General features: G+C 58.3%; 18 protein-coding genes. 12 read left to right on the top strand and 6 right to left on the bottom strand.

Translation table 11 applies throughout. From position 1 onward, the window contains the following. Nucleotides 1-17 precede the first annotated feature (17 nt). Nucleotides 18-698, top strand: coding sequence for an NnrU family protein (locus ACSQ9D_RS21640; RefSeq protein ID WP_436284028.1), 681 nt, complete (start codon nucleotides 18-20; stop codon nucleotides 696-698). On the opposite strand, the gene ACSQ9D_RS21645 is transcribed toward ACSQ9D_RS21640, so the two are convergent. Together ACSQ9D_RS21645 and ACSQ9D_RS21650 are read right to left on the bottom strand one after the other, a co-directional pair. After that, nucleotides 636-1,292: a UbiX family flavin prenyltransferase gene (locus ACSQ9D_RS21645; protein ID WP_436284029.1), complete on the bottom strand. Its 657-nt coding sequence runs from the start codon at nucleotides 1,290-1,292 to the stop codon at nucleotides 636-638. The two genes, ACSQ9D_RS21640 and ACSQ9D_RS21645, sit on opposite strands and share 63 nt — an antisense overlap. Next, nucleotides 1,276-2,781, bottom strand: a complete 1,506-nt coding sequence (locus ACSQ9D_RS21650; protein WP_436284030.1) for a UbiD family decarboxylase — start codon at nucleotides 2,779-2,781, stop codon at nucleotides 1,276-1,278. Before ACSQ9D_RS21650 ends, ACSQ9D_RS21645 begins: the two co-directional genes overlap by 17 nt. 103 nt (nucleotides 2,782-2,884) lie before the next feature. On the opposite strand from ACSQ9D_RS21650, the gene ubiT reads away from it, so the two are divergent. The 5 genes from ubiT (at nucleotide 2,885) to ACSQ9D_RS21675 (ending at nucleotide 6,226) form a co-directional block, all read left to right on the top strand. Next, nucleotides 2,885-3,391, top strand: a complete 507-nt coding sequence (gene ubiT / locus ACSQ9D_RS21655; protein WP_436284031.1) for a ubiquinone anaerobic biosynthesis accessory factor UbiT — start codon at nucleotides 2,885-2,887, stop codon at nucleotides 3,389-3,391. Beyond that, nucleotides 3,382-4,359 (top strand): ubiquinone anaerobic biosynthesis protein UbiU, encoded by a 978-nt coding sequence (gene ubiU, locus ACSQ9D_RS21660; protein WP_436284032.1) that lies wholly within the window; start codon nucleotides 3,382-3,384, stop codon nucleotides 4,357-4,359. Before ubiT ends, ubiU begins: the two co-directional genes overlap by 10 nt. Nucleotides 4,360-4,361: 2 nt before the next feature. Beyond that, nucleotides 4,362-5,294: a ubiquinone anaerobic biosynthesis protein UbiV gene (ubiV, locus tag ACSQ9D_RS21665; protein ID WP_436284033.1), complete on the top strand. Its 933-nt coding sequence runs from the start codon at nucleotides 4,362-4,364 to the stop codon at nucleotides 5,292-5,294. Continuing rightward, nucleotides 5,294-5,707, top strand: a complete 414-nt coding sequence (locus tag ACSQ9D_RS21670) for a hypothetical protein (RefSeq protein WP_436284034.1) — start codon at nucleotides 5,294-5,296, stop codon at nucleotides 5,705-5,707. The genes ubiV and ACSQ9D_RS21670 overlap by 1 nt, the downstream gene beginning before the upstream one ends. A gap of 183 nt (nucleotides 5,708-5,890) precedes the next feature. Continuing rightward, a complete protein-coding gene (locus ACSQ9D_RS21675) occupies nucleotides 5,891-6,226 on the top strand; it encodes a hypothetical protein (RefSeq protein ID WP_436284035.1) in 336 nt (111 codons plus the stop codon). Between the two features lie 179 nt (nucleotides 6,227-6,405). On the opposite strand, the gene ACSQ9D_RS21680 is transcribed toward ACSQ9D_RS21675, so the two are convergent. Beyond that, nucleotides 6,406-7,161: an alpha/beta hydrolase family protein gene (locus ACSQ9D_RS21680; protein WP_436284036.1), complete on the bottom strand. Its 756-nt coding sequence runs from the start codon at nucleotides 7,159-7,161 to the stop codon at nucleotides 6,406-6,408. Nucleotides 7,162-7,395: 234 nt separating this feature from the next. Between ACSQ9D_RS21680 and ACSQ9D_RS21685 the strand changes: the two genes are divergently transcribed. From ACSQ9D_RS21685 to ACSQ9D_RS21695, 3 genes are all read left to right on the top strand, one after another. Then, entirely contained in the window at nucleotides 7,396-8,199 is an 804-nt protein-coding gene (locus ACSQ9D_RS21685) for a transporter (protein ID WP_436284037.1), read from the top strand. A gap of 329 nt (nucleotides 8,200-8,528) precedes the next feature. Beyond that, on the top strand, nucleotides 8,529-8,813 hold the full coding sequence (locus tag ACSQ9D_RS21690; protein WP_436284038.1) for a hypothetical protein: 285 nt from the start codon (nucleotides 8,529-8,531) through the stop codon (nucleotides 8,811-8,813). Nucleotides 8,814-9,081: 268 nt separating this feature from the next. Beyond that, nucleotides 9,082-9,852: an SDR family NAD(P)-dependent oxidoreductase gene (locus ACSQ9D_RS21695; RefSeq protein WP_436285137.1), complete on the top strand. Its 771-nt coding sequence runs from the start codon at nucleotides 9,082-9,084 to the stop codon at nucleotides 9,850-9,852. Nucleotides 9,853-10,250: 398 nt separating this feature from the next. On the opposite strand, the gene ACSQ9D_RS21700 is transcribed toward ACSQ9D_RS21695, so the two are convergent. Further along, on the bottom strand, nucleotides 10,251-10,655 hold the full coding sequence (locus tag ACSQ9D_RS21700; RefSeq protein WP_436284039.1) for a MarR family winged helix-turn-helix transcriptional regulator: 405 nt from the start codon (nucleotides 10,653-10,655) through the stop codon (nucleotides 10,251-10,253). Between the two features lie 52 nt (nucleotides 10,656-10,707). After that, on the bottom strand, nucleotides 10,708-11,160 hold the full coding sequence (locus ACSQ9D_RS21705) for a MarR family winged helix-turn-helix transcriptional regulator (RefSeq protein WP_436284040.1): 453 nt from the start codon (nucleotides 11,158-11,160) through the stop codon (nucleotides 10,708-10,710). 85 nt (nucleotides 11,161-11,245) lie between these two features. Here ACSQ9D_RS21705 and ACSQ9D_RS21710 point away from each other — a divergent pair, with 85 nt between their 5' ends. The 3 genes from ACSQ9D_RS21710 (at nucleotide 11,246) to ACSQ9D_RS21720 (ending at nucleotide 16,475) form a co-directional block, all read left to right on the top strand. After that, complete coding sequence (locus ACSQ9D_RS21710) at nucleotides 11,246-13,060, top strand: chloride channel protein (protein ID WP_436284041.1); 1,815 nt, start codon at nucleotides 11,246-11,248, stop codon at nucleotides 13,058-13,060. Nucleotides 13,061-13,687: 627 nt separating this feature from the next. Further along, entirely contained in the window at nucleotides 13,688-14,692 is a 1,005-nt protein-coding gene (locus ACSQ9D_RS21715) for an ABC transporter substrate-binding protein (RefSeq protein ID WP_436284042.1), read from the top strand. After that, nucleotides 14,676-16,475, top strand: a complete 1,800-nt coding sequence (locus tag ACSQ9D_RS21720) for an adenylate/guanylate cyclase domain-containing protein (RefSeq protein ID WP_436284043.1) — start codon at nucleotides 14,676-14,678, stop codon at nucleotides 16,473-16,475. The genes ACSQ9D_RS21715 and ACSQ9D_RS21720 overlap by 17 nt, the downstream gene beginning before the upstream one ends. Before the next feature lie 408 nt (nucleotides 16,476-16,883). On the opposite strand, the gene ACSQ9D_RS21725 is transcribed toward ACSQ9D_RS21720, so the two are convergent. Then, the gene (locus tag ACSQ9D_RS21725) at nucleotides 16,884-17,336 is read right to left on the bottom strand and encodes a cupin domain-containing protein (RefSeq protein WP_436284044.1); all 453 of its coding nucleotides are present in this window, start codon (nucleotides 17,334-17,336) and stop codon (nucleotides 16,884-16,886) included. Between the last annotated feature and the right edge of the window lie 80 nt (nucleotides 17,337-17,416).

A 17,416-nucleotide genomic window follows, 5' to 3' on the forward strand; every position in this document is an offset into this window, starting at 1 on the left:
GCGACTGGAGACGTGTCATGTTTGAATTCGCCGCTGCCTTCGGGCTGTTCCTTGCATTACATTCGATACCCGCCATTCCCGCGGTGCGATCGGGAATAGTTCGGAGGACCGGACGGCCCCTTTACTTTGCCGTATACTCGACCCTATCGGTCATAGCGCTTGTGTGGGTGTTCTCGGCGGCCCTTGCATTGGACTATATTCCGCTATGGGACTTTCAACCCTGGCACGGCGTAATAACTTTCGTATTGGCACCACTGGGCCTCTTTTTTGTGCTCGCCGGTTTGCTCTCCTCGAACCCGTTGTCGGTTGCTGTTTTCAGTGCAGGACCGCCCGACGCCATAACGACCCTCACGCGCCACCCCGTCCTTTGGGGATTTGCGTTGTGGGCACTGGGGCACATCGCGGCTAATGGCGATCTTAGGTCCATCCTGCTTTTCGGTGGGTTTGCGGCCTTCGCGTTGGGAACTGTGCCAATGGTCGAAAAGCGAGCAAAGCGGCGGCTCGGTGCTTCGTGGGAAGAAACCGCCGCTGGCACGTCAACTGTGCCTTTTGCGGCTATCGCCAGAGGGACGCGACCCAAGATCGACCGCCCGGTGGCCCTTGCTGCACTGGCGGCGATTGCAACGACCGCGTGGCTATTGTTCGGCGGCGGTCATGCCATGCTGGTCGGAGCCGACCCGATCTCTCTCTTCATGTAGCTGCAAACGCCCCTCTCCCAGCCAAGGCCGGGCAAGGGTCGGGAGCGGAAGGCCCAGAAGATCTATTGCTCGCCAGGCCAGATGGTCGACAACGTCCTGCAAGGTTTCAGGCTTGTTGTAGAACGCAGGTACGGGCGGCATGACGATAGCACCCATCTCGGTGACACTCGTCATATTGCGGAGATGCCCGAGATGCAGCGGCGTCTCGCGGGTGAGCAGAATGAGACGGCGACGCTCTTTGAGTTGCACGTCGGCAGCCCGTCCTATGAGATTGTCTGAAAGCCCTGTAGCAATCCCCGCGAGGCTCTTCATCGAACACGGCGCAACGATCATTCCCGAGATCGGAAAGGAGCCGCTTGCAATTGCTGCGCCAATGTCTCTTTCGTCATATGTTCGAAAGGCATCGAGGAGCATTCTTCCGTGAGCATCCGGTCCGGTCTCATGGGCCAGGGTGCGCCTTCCAGCCTCTGAGACGACAAGATGAACTTCCACGCCACACGAGATCAGAGTCCTAAGGATCGTCGCCCCGATGACTGCGCCGGACGCTCCTGTGAGCGCGAGAACCACGCGCTGGCGTCTAGCTGTTGATGTCACGTTTTATTCTTTCCCAGGTTTGCGTGGCCCATTCAGACAGCGCCGCAGGCATTTGGAGTGCTGCTCCCCATTCCCGGCTTGTCTCGCCCGCTAATTTGTTGGTCGCGTCGACGCCCATCTTGGTGCCGAGGCCGGAAACAGGGGACGCGAAATCGAGTTGGTCGATCGGAGTGTGTTCCAAGAGCATCAGATCCCGCGAAGCATCGAAGCGGGTCGAGATCGCCCAGAATATATCTTCCCAGGAGCGTACGTTGATGTCGCTATCCACGGCGATGATCAGCTTGGTATAGTTGAATTGAGGAAGCATGGACCAAAGGCCCATCATCACCCTTCTCGCCTGACCCGCATAACGTTTGTCGATCGCGACGACTGCGGCTCTGTAAGAGCAGGCCTCCGGCGGCAGCCAGAGGTCCGTGATTTCCGGAAATTGCTGCTTGGCAACGGGAATGAAGAGTTCTGTCATCGCCTCCCCTAGGCGGGATGGCTCGTCGGGCGGGCGACCGGTGTAGGTTGACAAGTAGAGAGGCGACCGCCTTGTGGTAATTGCTGTCAGATGGACAACCGGATAGTGATCGACTGCGTTATAGTAGCCGGTGTGATCACCATACGGGCCTTCGAGGTCGGTCTCTTCAGACGAGACAACGCCCTCGAGGACGATTTCCGCATTCGAGGGAATGGGCATGGGCACCGAGACCGCTTGGCTTATCTCGGTTCTGGCGCCGCGCAGAAGACCGGCGAAATTCAGCTCGCTCATGCCTTCCGGGATCGGCATCACTGCCGCAAGGAGTGTCGCGGGGTCCGCTCCGATGGCAATCGTGATCGGCATGTCGAGACCTTTGCGCTTCCACTCCCGGAAGTGCTTTGCGCCACCGCGATGTGCAAGCCAGCGCACGATGAGCGATTTCCTGTCGCGCACTTGCATTCGGTAGATCCCGACGTTGATGTCGGAGGGGTCGTGCGGGCTACGGGTGATCACTAGAGGCCACGTTATCAGCGGCGCGGGCTCGTTCGGCCAACACCACTGCACTGGCAGCTGGCCGAGGTCCAACTCCTTCGCCTCATATATGATTTCCTGTACCGGCGGCGTCCGGCGGCTTTTCGGCCGCATCGAGAGCGCCGCCTTGATCAACGGCAACTTCGCCCAAGCGTCCCCAAAAGACTTGGGCGGAGTTGGTCTGTGCAACTCCGCGAGTTCCTCTCCCAGCCGGCGAAGGCCTCCCGAGCCCAAACCGAAGCCCAACTCGATCCTCTCTTGCGTGCCGAAGAGGTTTACAAGGACGGGGATGGGAGATGTACGGCCGTTAGCATCGACCGGCTTTCGGAAGAGCAAGGCCGGCCCGTTCTCGGCGAGCACGCGATGATGAAGAGCCGTCATTTCGTGGCGCAGCGAGACAGGTTCATCCACCGTGACCAAAAGATCTCGACGCTCGAGTTCCTCTACAAACGCTCGCAGATCGGGAAACGCGGGGATTTTGTTCTCGCTCTTCATGCACGAGGCATTCTGCGAGAAATAGGGCGGTGTCTTTGTCCTAGCTCAAACAACGCAGCGTCGGAAGTGCATAGGATGGTCTTGCTCCATACACGAGGCCAACATGCTCGCATCACCACGACTTATGGCGACTGCGCGGATCATTCCGATCCCGCTTGCTCAACGCGTCGCATCTGTGCTTTTTCAAAAGACATTGCAGGCTCACCCGAAGCTGTTTGATCGTCTCGGTCAATTCGAATCCTGTCGCTTCTGTTTCATCCCCTCCGATTTCCCGTTTGGATTTGCGGTCAAGCCTGCGGATCGGTCCATACGGACATTTCGCAGCCGCGACGAACCGCCTTCTGATGCGACGATACGTGGCCCCCTCTTTCTGATGCTGGCACTTGCGGAGGGACGGGTTGATGGAGATGCGATCTTCTTTGCCAGAAAGCTGACCGTCACCGGCGACATGGAAGCGGTTCTTGCACTTAGGAACGCCCTCGATGACTGCGGCATCGACCTGGTCAAATCGATCGGCACCATCGCCGGTCCTTTGAAATCGCCTGTCGGTGTCGCTCTCTCCGCTTTCAGAAAGCAGGTCTTGAAGGCCCAGGGTGTGACATGGAGTTGATTTGCCCAGCTGGAACTCCCGCGGCCTTTCGAGAAGCCGTCGATGCAGGAGCTGACGGGGTCTACTGCGGTTTCAGAGACGAAACGAACGCCCGCAACTTTCCAGGCCTCAATTTCGAGATTGAAGAACTGAGGGAGGCAATTGCGTACGCCCGCGCGCGGGGAGTGAAAACCTTCGTCGCGCTGAACACCTTCATGACCGCTGGGCGTGAAGCTCTGTGGTACAAGCGAGCAGACGAAGCGTCGAACGCAAAGGCCGACGCACTGATCGTCGCCGACTTCGGTCTGATGGCCTACGTTTCAGAGCAACATCCCCAGCAGCGGCTTCACATTTCAGTCCAGGCGTCCGCGTCCAATGAAGATGCCCTGGCATATCTCGTCGAGAACTTTGGAGCGGCTCGCATTGTCCTTCCTCGAACGCTAACGATCAACGATATCGCGCGACTGTCCCGACGGGTTCGATGCGAGTTGGAGGTATTTGTCTTCGGCGGCCTTTGCGTCATGGCGGAGGGACGGTGCTCTCTCTCCTCTTATGCCACCGGGAAATCCCCCAACATGAACGGCGTCTGTTCTCCCGCAAGCCACGTGCGCTATCGACAGGTCGGCGCTGACATGGTTTCGGACCTCGGCAGCTTCACGATCAACAGGTTCGCGGCAAATGAACCGGCGGGGTACCCCACGCTTTGCAAAGGACGCTTCGAGATCGGTGAGGCACGGTCATATGCCTTCGAGGACCCCGTTTCGCTCGATGTCATGGATCAACTCGATGATCTGCGCGCCGCCGGTGTATCCGCCCTGAAAGTCGAAGGCAGACAACGCGGCAAAGCCTACATCGCCGAGGTGGTGTCGACCCTGCGCGCGACGTTGAATGCACCCCAGTCAGAGCGCGTGCGCCTCCTGGCACGGCTTCGCGCGCTCAGCGAAGGACAACAGACCACTCACGGCGCATATGAGAAACGGTGGCGATAACAATGGCGGCGCACAAGATTCCAAGTCTGACTCTCGGTCCGGTGCTTTATCTCTGGCCCACCGAAACGTGGCGAGATTTCTATTTGCGGATAGCTGACGAAGCGCCAGTGGATGTAGTCGTGCTCGGGGAGACAATCTGCTCCAAGCGTCTGCACTTCATGGAACCCGTGATCGCAGCGGTGGTCGACCGTTTGGAATCGGCTGGAAAGGAAGTTCGATTTTCGACGCTCGCACTGGTCACCCTTGATCGCGAAGCGGAATATCAGAGAAGTCTGGCACGGGGCTCATCTCGCACCATTGAAGCCAACGATCTTTCCGCTTTGCACGCCCTCAAGGGCAAGGCACACGCGATTGGACCGTTCGTTAACGTCTACAATGCCGCTACCGCCAAGATGCTTGCCCGAAACGGCGCTACTAAAATCTGCCTGCCTCCGGAGTTGCCATCTTCATCGATAAGACAAATCACCAGCGCCTCCCCGGAGGTCGACTATGAATTCTTCGCCTTCGGACGTTTGCCCCTGGCCATTTCGGCACGCTGCGCCCATGCACGATCGAAAGGTCGGACAAAGGATAATTGTCAGTTCGTGTGCAAGGAAGATCCGGATGGCCTTCCGGTGAAGACCTTGAGCGGACAACCGTTCCTCGCCCTTAACGGTGTCCAGACGGTTTCGCATTCTTGTCAAGCGATACTGCAGGATGCTGCGGAAACCAGCGTTCTGGGCATCACATCCCTTCGCCTCTCTCCGCAAACCTGCGACATGGTCGCGGTGGCCCGGCTGTTCGCGGAGCTGGTGGCGGGGCGCATCGACCCCGAAGAAGCATCATCCCGGCTCGCTCGCCTTTATCCCGGCGTGCCGCTGTCGAATGGGTTTCACCACGGACGAGCGGGTGCTGAGTGGGTATCCCGCTTGAGAAACAATGAAGGAGTTGCCTGATGATTGTCCCAGGTTGCGCAGGCCCGCGTGAAGCGCAGACACGTGCTCAAGCGGCAGTTCGCCAAATCAAAGCATTTATCAAACGCCCCGATACGGACTGCGGCTGCTCGTCTGTCGTGGGAGAAGTCCTCGGCAGCTTGACGTCCGATGAGCTGGGCCCTGTGCTCAGGGAGCTGTTCGTCGCCAGTGTCCGACAGCGGACCAAGGTTCTGACCTTGGCCGAATTGCTGAACGACCTTGACCAGCTGTCCGAGGCCTCCGACCGAGGTGAAATCGACGAGGCAATCATGCTCTTCGAGGACATGGCCGACCAGGCCAAGCTGGGCGCACAGTTCCTCAGAAGTCTCGCACAGCATTCACCAAACAGGCGTCTGCAGCAAGCTGGCGACATCGATGGGAAGGCACACGCGTGAAAAACGACCCGGCAGAAAAGCTGCGCGTCGACGTGCTGGAATTTGTGAGCAGCGGCGTCCTCATACCCGGAGAACATCAAGCGCTCCTTGAGACGTTCATACGTGGAGCAGACCTAATCCGCTTCCGGACCGAGGATACCGCCTCGATTGAAACAGGGCACGACAGGCAGAGTGGAGGGAACCATGCCAGTTTCTTTGAAAGCATATTCGGTCGCTTCGGCTAGGTACGATGCGAAACAGCATATCGGTTGTTTTTTGCTGTTGGTTGAAGGTGAGGAGCCGCAAGCGGTGACGGTCACGCGGCGTGGTCTTCTCAACGCAGGTTCTCCGCCTCGGGCGACCGCCGAGCGATTCTTTGAAAATCTCGAAATATTCTGTGAAATTGCTCGGCAAAAGGTGCCGAGCAAGCGGTTCTTCCCGACTGTGTTTGTGACGGCAGAAGACGTGAGGCGGTGGACAGGGTTTCGACCCGCGACCGGAACGTCTCCGAGTTTGGCACTGGCCGAAGCAACGGCTTGATTCAAACCTCGTTGCTACGGTCGAGGCCGACGAACTGCTCATGAAACAAGGATACAATCCGAAAACTGCGCCGACGGCCACAAACAGAGCCAGATCGACGAACTCTTACCCTGGAATCATCCAGTCTTATACAGCAAGTCCCATCAATGACCCAGTCGGCCCGAAGCCGTCGTCAAAGTCTAGTGACGCGTGATGCCGGAAACGAGTACCTTCTGTAGAAATGGGCGGAGCGCACTCTGAGATTCTTCGCGCGGGATTCGGTGCCCGCACTCGAAGACCCTGATATCGACGGAAACGCCAGCGTCGGACAGGGCCGCGGAGAACGCCTCAGCCTGAGCGACAGGAGCGCGGTCGTCATACCTGCCGTGGAGTAGCAAGATTTCTGATCTAATATCATGGGCATGATGCAAGGCAGAACGAGCCCTAAAGGCTTCGGTAGATAGTCCCGCCTCATGTTCAATAGCCTGACGAATACCCCGTGGACTGGTCTCGAAAACCTCTTTGAGATCGTAGACGCCGCTCGACAGAATGATTGCTCGGAGATCGCGTACCTGAGCAGCGACCATGGCCGCAGCAACAGCCCCACGACTGTTTCCATAAAGGACAATGCGGTCAGGATCGACTGACGGTTGCTCCCTGAGAAAGCGGATAGCAGCTATTATGGATTGCTGTGTCTTGGGACCGCAGAAGTCAGCGGGGCCATCTGACCCACCGAATCCGGGCTGCGAGACAGCCGCCGTCGTGATGTTAAGGCGAGACGAAAATCGAAGTAGCGCTCCATTATCGACAAGCTCTTTCGCCCCGAGAAGAAGACCACCCTGATTGCCATGGACAAACAATATTGCTCCCGTGGGCGCGGTATCGGTTGCACGAGCTTGGAACAGCTCAACGGCTGCTCCGTCACCTCGCTTAATCAAATGTCGCGTCACTGGCACCGTTAAACCTCACCGAGTTCACTTCGTCCAGCGACGATAGGAGGCGTGGCAGGCTTGTCAATGTCGGGTGTTGGCGCATTCTGGCCGCGCCTTTCGAGCCGACTTATTTTTGCGTCGTATGTTGCCGCCGTGCACTTGCGCCGACATACAGACTCTTTCATCGTATTTGCAGCATGCGACCTGGGGGTTTCCTGCATGGCTCCGCCGGTTTCAGAACAACGTGCAGGTAGGAGCATGACTGTGGCATCAGGTCTCAAATCCTTGAGTTACGCCGTCCTTCTGACCTCCGTAGCCGCTTCGGCCAATGCCCAATCCAGCGAAGAATTGGCGAAGAAGCTCTCAAACCCAATTGCCTCGCTGATTAGTGTTCCATTCCAATTCAACTACGACCAAGGCTACGGACCGCAGGATGGCGACCATGCTACTCTGAATATCCAACCTGTAATTCCGTTCTCGCTGAATGAAGACTGGAACCTCATTTCCCGAACAATCCTGCCTGTGACATGGCAAGACGATATCGCTGGTCCGTCAGGAGAGCAGTTCGGTTTGGGTGATACATTACAGAGCTTCTTTCTTTCACCAGCAAAGCCAACCGATGGAATCATCTGGGGCGTTGGTCCGGCGTTCCTGCTCCCCACAGCAACAGACGAGTTCCTCGGAAGCGGAAAGTGGGGCGCTGGTCCAACCGGCGTTGCCCTGAAGCAAGGCGGGCCATGGACCTTCGGGATACTGGCCAACCACGTATGGTCGTTCGCGGGGCAGAGCGACCGGGCTGACGTCAGTTCGACATTCCTGCAACCCTTCATCTCGTATACGACGCACGAGGCCTGGACGTTCTCGTTGAACACCGAGAGTACATACGACTGGGAAAATGATGAGTGGTCAATCCCGATTAACTTTCAGGTCTCAAAGGTGGTGAAGTTCGGCGAACAGCCCGTGAGCTTTGGCGTAGGCGCGCGTTACTGGGCGGAATCGCCGGAGAATGGGCCGGACGGCTGGGGAGTCCGGGCGGTGGTCACATTCTTGTTTCCGAAATAGGATGTCGGCGACGGCTCTAGCCTTTGTCTGACTAGCCTTCACCGGAAAGTTCCCCGCGCAATCAGCCATGTGCACCACACCGAGAACAGGAATGCAACGGCTACGGTCCACACGGGATATTCAAGCGCGGCCATCAAGAAACCGAAACCTGTCCCGCATACTGCTCCCAAGGCAGCCCAAAAATCTCGAGCCCTCATACCCCACCATCTCGACCTGTGCCGTGCGGACGGTACATCTTGTCGGATGAAGGTTAACGGGCAGGCTGCAGCCAAGCGAAATCGCGTCGGCACCGTGAGCCAGTCCTGAAAGCAGGCGTGCCTCGCTGCGCAATGTCCGGTGATGCCGCCGATGTCGTCGTCGCCCGTCGGCACAAAGCTGCCATGTCCGACCTGATTGAATGTGTTGCCGTTCAGTTGCAAAGATTTGCCGACTCCGGTTACGCTTCCCAGATGAACCGTCTCTCACTCACCTACAACGCTGAAGATGAATGGCATGGCGAATTGGCCGCGAACCTCCCCGTACACGCAGCCGGTCAGGCCGCGCAGTTCCTCGAAGAAGTGACCGAAGAGTGCAGGGCCCGGCGCAAACTCCATATTGTCGACGTGGCCGTCTAACGACCGCATCATTTCCGAAGACGAGCTTGGCCATGCCCTCTTTCTCCTCCTAAGCGCCTGCGCCACCGTAGTTCTAGTTGCGTTATGCAATCAGTTTTAAGATAGGACTGCGCGTGAACGCGCAACGCTCGGGCTACCCGAGCAATCTGACTCTAGAGACGCTGGGGGATCGCCCATTGGTCAAAGGGACGCTCCTCAGATGCGCAGAACATCTGGCATCCGCACGCCGACGCTGCCATAAATGAGCTTCATCGAGGGAGGCATCATGATGCAGAAGAATGCGCCGGACTTCAGCCTTGAGGGCAAGGTGACTTTGGTGACGGGAGCGAGCCGTGGCATCGGTCGAGCTTGCGCACTTGCCTGCGCCGCAGCAGGCTCCGATATTGTTTTGGGGGTCCGCGATGTCGCAGCGTCGGCGGACCTGGTTGCCGAACTTCAGGGCGCGGGACGAAAAGTCCTCCCTGTTGAACTGGACATTCCCAATAAGGCCCATATCGCACAAGCCGTCGACGCGGCGCTTACGACGTTCGGTCGGATCGACGTCCTCGTCAACAACGTCGGCGTGGCTCCGGGCAATCTCGCGGAACTCGTTGAGGAGAAGGACCTTGACGAGATACTCGATGTCAACATCAAGGGCACCTTTCTGATGACGCAGGCAGTAGGCCGTCACATGATCAAGCGCAATGGGGGCCGGATCATCAACATCAGCTCACAGGCCGGTACCGTGGCACTGCGCGGCGAGGCAATCTATTGCATGAGCAAGGCGGCAATTAATCACCTCACGCGTTGCCTTGCAGCCGAATGGGCACGCTATGATGTCACCGTAAATACCGTGTCGCCGACGTTCATCCACACGGATGGTACAGCACCTTTTCTATCCGATGCCGACAATCGCAAAGCGACGCTCGGTCACATTCCACTCGGCCGGATCGGTGAAACCGATGATGTGGTAGGTGCCGTCGTCTTCCTTGCATCACCGGCTGCGAGCCTAATCACCGGCGCCAACCTGCTGGTGGACGGTGGATGGTCCGTCGCCTGAGGCCGAGGCGCTCCTGCAGCGCAAGTCTTATGCAGACGAGAACGACGATTTCCCCGGATAAGGATCGCCTTACGTCACCGGCAAAGGCGATGGCGATCTAAGACTTCGACCAGCATTACCTGAAGAACAATGCCTGTGACCGCCTCTGGCGCATAGTTGCCACGCCTCTCCACGGTTGGTGGCGTTGATATTAGATACGGGAATTATCCCACCCAGGTGTGAGCGGCGCACCGGTTACAACTAAGTTCGACAGACCGACACACAGCATCGCTCGAAGAGCGGACCACCACCCGCCGTTCTGCGTTGCAGATGATGGTGCCCTGGTCTCACTTCTTCCTTTATTCGCTGGAACCCTTCGCAATGTCGCTTCGTACACGATGTCGCTCGTTCAAAAGGACTTAGGATCCTCGCTGGAGGCGTTGTAAGAGCGCGATTAGCTCAGGGGCCATTTCCCGGATTTCTCGCAGGTGAACGGAACTCAGCCGAACCAGGAGCGCTTCCGCTTTTTCAGTGAGCTCCAGGGTCTGCCGGCGCTTATCTTCCGGATCGGTGTGCCGCGCGATCAAACCCGCCGCATTCAACCTTCCGACCAACTCGGTCGCGGTATGCGGCGCGATCAGAAGTCGGCTGGCAAGCATCCCGACACTCATTCGTTCCGGGCCGGCATGACCTTTCACGGCGAGTAGCGCCTGGTGCTGTTGTGTCGGCAGGCCCTCCTCATACGCGGCTGAGGTGCTGAAATCCATGAACCGTCGCAACGCGTATCGCAAATTGGCAAGTGTCTCGTAGTCACTGTCGCTCAAGGAATCTCTCGTAGTTGCCACAGTGCCTCCAGTGGGTTCAGGAATTTGCAACCTACGACATCCATGCAATCTGCCCTAACCTTCGTCGGTCCTGCAGAACGCGAAGGGCATGCATTAGCTCAGGAGCCATTTCACGTATCTCATGAAGATGCGCTCCGCTCAACTGTTCCAGAATCCACTCGGCTGCAGGAGTTAATGCCAAGTATTGCCGTCGCGAATCCGCTTTGGTTGCTGTGCGTGCCAGCAACTGCATCTCCTCAAGCCTGTTGACGAGAGCCGTGGCCGAATGCGGGGCGATCAACAGACGATCGGCCAGTATTCCAATCGTCATTCGCTTTCCTTTGGAAATACCCTTGATTGCCAGAAGAGCCTGATGCTGTTCAGGTGTCATTCCAAGCCGTTGGACTTCTCCAGTGCTGAAATCCGTGAACCGCCTCAGCTCGTACCGGAGATCGGCTAGCGCTTCGTAGTCCCCTGGAGAGAGTTGGTCGATGTGTCGGGTCATTTCAACCTCCAGAAGTGGATTGATTTATATCGTATCACGATATAGTAAGCTGTACGAAAAATCGACCGCCCGCCGGAGAAAAAGCTTGGCCAGATCCATTCCCGAGAAAAAATACCCCCAACACGACTTCATCGGCGGCCTCGCACGTCGTGAAGCGGGCGACTTTACGACCGACAAGCGAGTTCTGCTCCTGATCGGCATGGCAATCGTTGTTGGTTCCGGCGGCGCGCTAGCGGCCTGGGTACTTGTCAGTCTCATATCTCTCGTCACCAACATCGTTTGGTTCGGACACGTCAGTATCGTTCCACCATCGCTGGCGGATGCGCCGCGATCTGCATGGATGGTGGTCGCCCCCGTCATCGGTGGTCTGGTTATCGGCTTGATGGCGCGGTTCGGATCCGAGAAAATCCGCGGCCACGGTATTCCCGAAGCCATCGAGGCTATCCTCATAGGCGGAAGCCGGATGTCCCCGAAGGTGGCCCTTCTCAAGCCCCTCTCCTCGGCAATCTCGATCGGAACCGGAGGACCGTTTGGCGCCGAAGGTCCAATCATCATGACCGGCGGCGCGATCGGATCGCTGTTTGCCCAGTTCTTTCACATGAGCGCCGCCGAGCGTAAGACATTGCTTGTCGCCGGCGCTGCGGCAGGCATGACTGCGATTTTCGGTTCGCCGATCGCGGCGGTCATGCTGGCGGTCGAACTTCTACTCTTCGAATGGAAGCCGCGCAGTTTCATTCCCGTGGCCGTTGCAGCGGCGGTGTCGGTTTGCTGGCGGCCCTTTCTCTTCGGCAGCGGTCCGCTCTTCCCTACGCACTTCCAAGTCAGCCTGCCGTGGTGGGAAATCCTGCTTTGTGTGGTCATGGGGATCGCCTCCGGACTTCAGTCCGGTCTGCTGACCACCCTTCTCTATAGAATCGAGGACGCCTTCGAGAGCCTTCCGATTCATTGGATGTGGTGGCCCGCCCTCGGCGGCGTTGTGATCGGGCTAGGCGGCTTGGTCGAACCCCGTGCACTCGGGGTGGGTTATGACATCATTGCCGACCTGCTGAGCGGCAATATCGTTGCAAAAGCTGTGGTCCTCATTCTTGTCGTCAAAACTGTAATTTGGCTCGTGGCGCTGTCGTCAGGCACGTCAGGTGGCGTGCTCGCTCCACTCCTCATCCTGGGAGGCGCGCTGGGGTGGCTGATGGGCATAGTCTTTCCCGGCGAGCCCGGCTTCTGGGCCCTGCTTGGGATGGCGGCCATGATGGGTGGTACCATGCGCGCGCCTCTGACGGGGACCTTCTTCGCCTTCGAAATCACCGGCGATGGAAGCACGCTCGTTCCGTTACTCGTTGCCACGGTCGCCGCCTATGCAGTCACCGTGCTGCTTCTTCGTCGGTCCATACTGACCGAGAAGATTGCCCGGCGTGGCCAGCATATTACCCGCGAATATGGCATCGACCCTTTCGAGCTGACACGCGCCCGCGACATCATGATTTCCGATGTCGATACCCTGCCGGCTTCAATGACAGTGGCGGATGCCCGCGAGTTTTTTGCCGGCCCCCGGGAGACACATCGCTATTATCCGGTGACATACGAAGATGGAACCCTCGCCGGTTTCGTGACCCGCGGCGACGCGTTGCTTTGGCAGAACGATACCGAGCTGTCGGATCAAAGCCTTGGTGACCGGATTTCGGACGCCTCGATTCCCGTTGGGCATCCGGAAGACACGGTCGGCTTCATAGCCGATCTCATGATTTCCACAGACGCAGGCCGCATTCCTGTCGTAGATCCGCAGACCCGAAAGCTGGTCGGATTGATCGCACGCAAAGATCTCTTGCGGCTCAGAAGTTCGCTCAGGACCACCGAATTGGATCGCAGAGCTTTCCTGCGGTCGCCCGCCAAGGCTGCGGGCTGATCCGATGCGCTAGAGCGGCCGGCTGTGACCCTGGAAGCTTCAACGGATCGCGTGGGTCGATTGATTGTCCTGAACTCGACGGGTCGTTCGTTCCTTGAGCACGCGGTGAGCGTTTTGGTTAGAGCCGCGAAGACCGTTCTTCGCGACGCTGCCGGTCTCCAAGAAGACAGCCTTGCGATTTCGACCACTCCCAAAATGACCAATTGCTCGCTCCCCGCGAAAGTCTACGTACCATGCCCCGTGCTGACGGACTGCATCTTCGCATCCGGAACGCCCGCGACATCACGTTGGCGATTGATGAATGGCGGAGCGTCGCGAGTTAACGGCTCGCAGCCCCTGTTGAGGGAGTTAAAGGTCAGTGTTCCACTTTTGCTGGCTGAACTCGGGACGTTCGCGGCCGCCTCAATCGCTTTTGGCGGCCCTGAGGCATTGCTTGGACACCGCTCCATGTGCCGCCTGCGCTACCAATCCGCGGCAATATCGACTATACTTTCGTGCCCTGACGATTTTGGCTTGTTCGTCGGCCACGCCTTCGCAGAAGGGGCGCGTCGAAATACGAGCTTGCAGCAATTAGCTTGATCTCACCATGCATCCGCCATGTGCCGTGGGTCGGCGAGGGGTGCTCGGATGAAACCGAAACGACGATACCACCTGTACCTTGCAGTTGCTGTTGCGATGAGCTTTCCTGCCATCGCCGCCGCGCAGCAGGCGTCGGTAGAGACGCCACGAATCGGCCTTCTCGCCTGGTGGCCCTGCAACATGCCTCGCTATCTGGCTGGGTCCGGTGAGTTTGGATCGTTCATTAGCGGGCTTGGCGAACTCGGGTACAAGCTGAACGAGACCGTCAGCTTCCAGTGCCGCAGTGCAGGCAAGCACAACAATGGCTTGCCGGCGGCGGCAACAGAACTGGTGCAGTTCCCTGTTGACGTGATCGTCACGATGTCGCATCCAGCGGGACAGGCTGCCCACGAGGCGACCAGTACAATTCCGATCGTGTCGATCCTAAGCGGTAATCCGGTGGCGACGGGGTTCGTTCGTAGCCTTGCAAAACCGGGCGGCAATTTCACCGGCATCAGCTACTACGCTAGCGAACTCGCCGCCAAACGCCTGGAGCTTTTGGTGGAAGCAATGCCAGAACTGGCCACAGTCGGCGTGCTGGCAAACCCGGTGGTCTCCCATCTAAATTTCGAAAGGGACACCAAGGATGCGGCCAATCGGCTCGGCATCGCGGTGAGCATCCAGCATGTCGGCGAGCCGGAAGAACTCGATGCCGCAGTCGACCGCATGGCCGCCGCGGGCGCGCAGGCTCTTTTTGTGCTGCCCGACATGATGCTGGCCGACCAGTCTTCGCGCATTGCCACCTTGGCGATCGCGCATCGCCTGCCGACCATGGCCTGGGGTTCGTGGTACGTCGCAGACGGCTGCCTGATGGCCTATTCGGCGGACTATGGCAAGATGCAACACAGGCTCGCCTTTTATGTCGATCGCATTTTGAAAGGCACCAAGCCAGGGGAGTTGCCGATCGAGCAGCCGACGAATTTCAACCTGTCGGTCAATCTGAAAACGGCCAAAGCCCTCGGAATCGAGCTACCACAGACCCTTTTATTGATGGCTGATGACGTCGTCGAGTGAGGATGGTGTGCGGCGTTCGGTCCAGCTCCAAGCCCTCCCGATGCGCCGATCGCTGTTCCGGAAGTACTTCCTCGCCTTCTTCGCTGCGGTCATTGTCCCGGTGGCTGTCAGCGGCATCGGCGACGCATGGTTCGGCTATCGCGACCAGCGTGCCATGCTCAGTGCTTTGCTGCGAGTGGAGGCCACATCAGCGGCCGGTAAAATCCAGAGCTTTCTCGATGGCATCAAGGATCAACTGGGTTGGACGATCGAACATTCCTGGACCCAGGACGAGGGACAGCATCGACTCGATGCACTGCGAGTGATGCGACGGGTCCCGGCGATCATCAGCGTCACCCTTGTTGACGATGGCGGCGTCGAACGGCTGCATGTCTCCCGCATTGACTTGAACAGAATGGAAGGCGGATCGGATCGCTCTGGCGATCCTGCTGTCCTTGGAGTTCGTTCGAATGGCATTTGGTATGGGCCAGTCACCTTTCGCGATGGCTCCGAGCCGTTCATGACCATGGCCATGGCCGGAAACCGCAAGGCAGGTGGCGCCGTCGTGGCGGAGATCAACCTGAAGCTTGTCTGGACAGTCGTTTCGGAAATTCGCGTCGGTAGTACCGGTCGCGCGTTCGTTCTCGATCGGTCCGGCCGGCTCATCGCCCACCCCGACATCAGCAAGGTGTTGCAAGGTACTGACGACAACACCGCGGCCGCCCTCACCAGATTGCGGGACGAGATCGCCGCAGGCGGACGGGCGACCACGGCGCGCAACGCCGAAAATGAACCAATCGTGACCGCCATGGCACCAATCCCGGACGTCGGCTGGACGGTGTTTGCGGAACAGGCACAGGCAGAGGCTTTTGCACCGCTGTATGCCTCGTTGTGGCGCACGGGAGGCCTGCTGCTCGCCGCCACCGTCTTCGCATCGGCGCTTGCCTACTGGCTTGCCACTCGGATGACCGGGCCCATCCGCCTACTGGAAGAGGGCACCGAAAAAATCGGAGCCGGACAGTTCGAGCACCGGATCGACATCGGCACTGGAGACGAACTTGAACGGCTGGCCGACCGGTTCAATGAGATGGCGCAAGAACTCGCCATATCTCGGGATCGTTCCGAGCGAATCGCGCGGCTAAAGCGTTTTCTCGCACCTCAGGTCGCCGAACTCGTGGAAAAGTCCGGCGACGAGAGCGTGCTGTCCGGGCAACGCGCGGAAGTCGTCGCTGTCTTTTGCGATTTACGCGGGTTCACCGCGTTTTCGGCGCACGCCGAACCTGAGGAGATCATGCAGGTCTTGCGCGAGTACTATGAGGCGCTCGGCGCCATCATCACACGCTACGAGGCCACGCTGACCAACTTCGCGGCTGATGGTCTGATGGTGCTCGTCAACGCCCCGGTAGCATGCGCAGACCCGGCGCTTCGTGCCGTTGAGATGGCGATCGACATGCAGAATGATATTCAGTGCCTGATTGCTGAGTGGCGACTGCGCGGCCATGCGATCGGTTTCGGCATAGGACTGGCGATGGGATGGGCGACGGTCGGCCGAATTGGTTATGAAGAGCGCGTTGACTACACTGCGATCGGCCATGTCGTGAACCTGGCGTCGCGATTGTGTTCATCCGCCGATGATCTACAGATCCTCGTCGACCATGCCGTGGCGCAATCCGTGCGTGGCAAAGTTTCAATGATTGCTCTCGGTACGCGGCAGCTCAAGGGTTTCGACGAGCAAATATCTGCTTACGCGGTCGGAACGAGAAGCGGAAGATCGAATGCGGTGCACCAGTCGAAGCGAGATTGAAGGGTTAGGTGGGTGTTAGAGGGCAAGGTTTTGAATGGTTTCAAGTGCCACAAAGTCGAGCCTGAGCGCCAAGGCTACTCATCTCGCGGCGTGAGAGAGAGAGCTTCCTCTTTCTATTTTCTGCAACGATTACAGCTTTGATCCGGTTGAAAAAATCCTCAGGAATGAACCCGTAGTCAACGCGACTGGGGTCATCGGGTCGGGTTCGGAGTGAGCAATGGGTACGACAACCACTTGAATCGCCGTCGTGTATTTCACGCTCGCCGCAAGGACGATCGCGCAAGGCTTATCCTTGGACGCTTCGTATTTCCCTCTGCCAGCCGCCGAAGTTGCTATTCGTTCCTGACGCGTGTCCTGAGGCATTGCGACTGACGAACGTCTCCGTTCGTCAGTCAGCTGCGAGCTTGGCTAATAGGGAGCGCCGTCTTTATGGACGAAGTGTCCGTCAGCGTTTGTGCTTTTCACATCAATGTCTGAGCAGGTGGTGATGTCTTCAGGCCAGCGGGACCCAACCTCAATGTACAGCGCTGTGGAACCGGACCGATTGACCATGTGATGACCATTGCCGGTGTTCTTTGGGAAAGCGGCGCAATCCCCGGCGTGCAGAACAGTTTCGCCCTCATCCTCAATCAGCACAACTTCACCCGTCAGGATGAAGACGAATTCATCTTCATGAGAATGCCAATGACGCTGGCTCGACCAATTGCCAGGCGGCAGCCGCATGAGGTTGACGCCAAAGTCGGTGAGGTTTCCTGCATCTCCGAGCCTCCGTCGGATGCGATCAGCGCAAGGGGTTCTGAACGGCGGTGGATAGCCAGCCCCCTTGATCTCCGGAACTGCGTCGATATCAACTTTGGGCATCGGTTCCTCCGTAGCTCAATCTCAAACGACAAGCTCCCCGGCTTGCTGACGGACCGCTGCATGGCTGGAATTTCGCATGT

It is taken from the genome of Rhizobium sp. LjRoot258 (assembly GCF_964254185.1).
Classification (GTDB): domain Bacteria; phylum Pseudomonadota; class Alphaproteobacteria; order Rhizobiales; family Rhizobiaceae; genus Rhizobium.